The sequence below is a fragment of the Actinocrinis sp. genome (assembly GCF_035938995.1).
Taxonomy (GTDB): Bacteria; Actinomycetota; Actinomycetes; order Streptomycetales; family Catenulisporaceae; genus DASZGI01.
The window spans coordinates 1-2,733 of the sequence record NZ_DASZGI010000087.1; the positions used below are offsets into that span (position 1 = coordinate 1).

Genomic DNA, 2,733 nt, shown 5'->3' on the forward strand with positions numbered 1-2,733 from the left:
CCGATGGCCGTGGGGATCGCGAGGGTCGCCGCTCCAGCTCCCAGGAACTTCCTACGGGAGAGCATGCCGATGCTCCTTCGGTGCGAGTCCGGGGAGCGCCGTCCGGAAACGTTTACGTTTGCCGGGAGTATGGGGTCGCGCAGCCGCACCGTCAATACGTCTCGTACGTCAGTCAGACCGTGCGTCACGCGGCCAGCTCGGGCTCGATCGACACCTGCTCAGGCTCCAACACAACACCGCGACATGCTGGAGCGGAGTCATCCGAGCAGCTCAGCGCACCGCTTCTGCACCTGGAGTAGCCATCGAGAGCCGCCTCGATCGATCAGAGCCTGGCGCTGAAACGGCATCAGGGATCCATCAAGTCAGAACAGAATGCATCACTAAAAATATCGTCAACAGATACATCCCAACGGCTGCAGGCCCCAGCCAGAGAAGCAATCGCGGCCGGCACCGCGCCGCACCATCGCGTGGCGTCTTGTGGCACCACTTGGCGCCATATGGCACCACACTCATGACCTCCTGGCACCATGTGGCACCACAGACGACCTGTGGTGATGCCAAACTGAGCCAGAAAGGCTTGTATTGGTGCCAAAATGGTGCCACAGTTGAGCCATGGAACTCACCCAGTACGTCGAGAACCTCCGCCGCGAGCTGACGACCGCGGCCGAGGTCGGCGGCGAGGACGCCCGCGCGCTCGCCGACCGGCTTCTGCCGCCGCTCGACGCCGCCGTCCGGCTCACCCTGCTGGAGGCGCTTTCCGCCGCCGCCGAGGAGATCTCCGCCGAGCTCGCCCCCGGTGCCGTCGATGTCCGGCTTCGGGGCGGGGCGGCCGCGTTCGTCGTGACGCCGCCTCCCGCTCCCGCCGCGCCGGCCGCCGCGGACGCCGCCGGGCCGGTCGATGTGCGGCTGCCCGTCGCCGAGGGCGACGACGCCGCCATGGTCCGGATCAACCTGCGACTGCCCGCCAACATCAAGGCTCTGATCGAGGACGCCGCCGCCGCCGGCGGGCTCTCCGTCAATGCCTGGATCGTCCGGGCCGCCGCGGCCGGGCTCGCCGTCGAGGGCCGAGGCGCCGGGCGGCCGGCCGCCATGGACATGCCCGGCAAGGTCGGCCAGAGCTACACCGGCTGGGCCCGGTGACCCGGTCGCCCGCACAGCAAGCACCAATCACAGACACAACGCAGAACCTTCAATCACCACTCACCCGTAAGGAACCTGAGATGTCAGTCTCGAACTTCAACACCCCGTCCCCGATCGCCGTCGTCCTCGACCTCTACGTCGCCAACGTCCACATCGCCGCCTCCGACCGCGCCGACACGATCGCCGAGGTCCGACCAAGCGACCCGGACAAGGCCTCCGACGTCAAGGCAGCCGAGAACACCCGCGTCGAGTACGACGACGCGACCCGGACGCTCAGCGTCGTCACCCGCAAGCCCCGCAACCGGTTCGTGAACTTCAGCAAGCGTCCCGAGTCGATCGACGTCGTGATCCACCTGCCCACCGACTCCGACGTGCGCGGCGAGGCCGAGCTCGGCGACTACCGGACCGAGGGCGCGCTCGGCACCGTCGGCCTGAAGACCGGTCTCGGCGCCGTCCGGATCGCCGAGACCGGCGACCTGAACATCCGCAACGGGCTCGGGGAGATCACCGTCGAGGGCGCGAGCGGCTCGGCCGAGGTGCACAGCGGGTCCGGCGAGATCCGGATCGGTTCCATCGACGGCACTGCCGACGTCTCCACCAGCAACGGCACGATCCGGCTCGGCGTCATCACCGGCGCCGCCAACGTCAAGGTCTCCAACGGCTCGCTGTCCGTCGACCGCGCGCTGTCCGACATCACCGCCGCCAACTCCAACGGCGAGGTGCGGATCGGCGAGGTCGTGCGCGGCAAGGTCTCCGCCACGAGCAAGAACGGCCGCGTCGACGTCGGGGTCCGCGACGGCAGCGCCGCCTGGCTGGAGCTGAACACCAGCGTCGGCCGCGTCTACAACGACCTCGCCTCGTCCGACGCCCCCGGCGCGGCCGAGCCCGTCGACAAGGTCGAGGTGCACGCCAGCACCAAGCTCGGCGACATCGTGATCCGCCGGGTGACCCGTCTGGAGGAGCAGGCATGAGCACCGCGATATCCACCACCGCCGGCGCGAACACCGCCGCCGCCGCGATCTCGGCCCGCGGACTGCGCAAGTCCTTCGGCGAGAAGACCGTGCTGGACGGCATCGACCTGACGGTCCCGCAGGGTACGATCCTGGCCCTGCTCGGCCCGAACGGGGCCGGCAAGACCACCGCCGTCCACCTGCTGACCACCTACCTGCGCCCCGATTCCGGCGAAATCCGCATCGCCGGCCAGGACCCCGCGAAGAACCCGCAGGCGGTCCGGCGCGCGATCGGCGTCACCGGCCAGTTCTCCGCAGTCGACGGCTACCTCACCGGCCGCGAGAACCTGATGCTGATGGCCGATCTGCACCTGCTGCCCACGTCCGCCGGCCGCCGCCGGACCGAGGAGCTGCTGGAGCGGTTCGAGCTCGGCGAGGCCGCGGACAAGCCGGCGTCCACCTACTCCGGCGGCATGAAGCGCAAGCTCGACCTGGCCATGACCCTGGTCGGCAGCCCGAAGGTGATCTTCCTCGACGAGCCGACCACGGGCCTGGACCCGCGCAGCCGGCGCACGATGTGGGACATCATCCGCGGACTGGTCGCGGAGGGGACGACCATCCTGCTCACGACCCAGTACCTGGA

At 69.3% G+C, this 2,733-nt stretch carries 3 protein-coding genes; all 3 read left to right on the forward strand.

Annotated elements, in window-relative coordinates; all coding sequences use genetic code 11:
* Positions 1 to 612 precede the first annotated feature (612 nt).
* Complete coding sequence (locus VGZ32_RS05580) at positions 613 to 1,140, forward strand: DUF1778 domain-containing protein (RefSeq protein ID WP_326884738.1); 528 nt, start codon at positions 613 to 615, stop codon at positions 1,138 to 1,140.
* Between the two features lie 80 nt (positions 1,141 to 1,220).
* Entirely contained in the window at positions 1,221 to 2,111 is an 891-nt protein-coding gene (locus tag VGZ32_RS05585; RefSeq protein ID WP_326884739.1) for a DUF4097 family beta strand repeat-containing protein, read from the forward strand.
* On the forward strand, positions 2,108 to 2,733 hold a 626-nt coding region (locus VGZ32_RS05590; RefSeq protein ID WP_326884740.1), incomplete at its 3' end, for an ABC transporter ATP-binding protein. The genes VGZ32_RS05585 and VGZ32_RS05590, both read left to right, overlap by 4 nt.

Bases quoted from the DNA above. Each gene is read 5' to 3' on its own strand.
- VGZ32_RS05580 (WP_326884738.1), top strand. From the start codon at position 613: ATGGAACTCACCCAGTACGTCGAGAACCTCCGCCGCGAGCTGACGACC.
- VGZ32_RS05585 (WP_326884739.1), top strand. From the start codon at position 1,221: ATGTCAGTCTCGAACTTCAACACCCCGTCCCCGATCGCCGTCGTCCTC.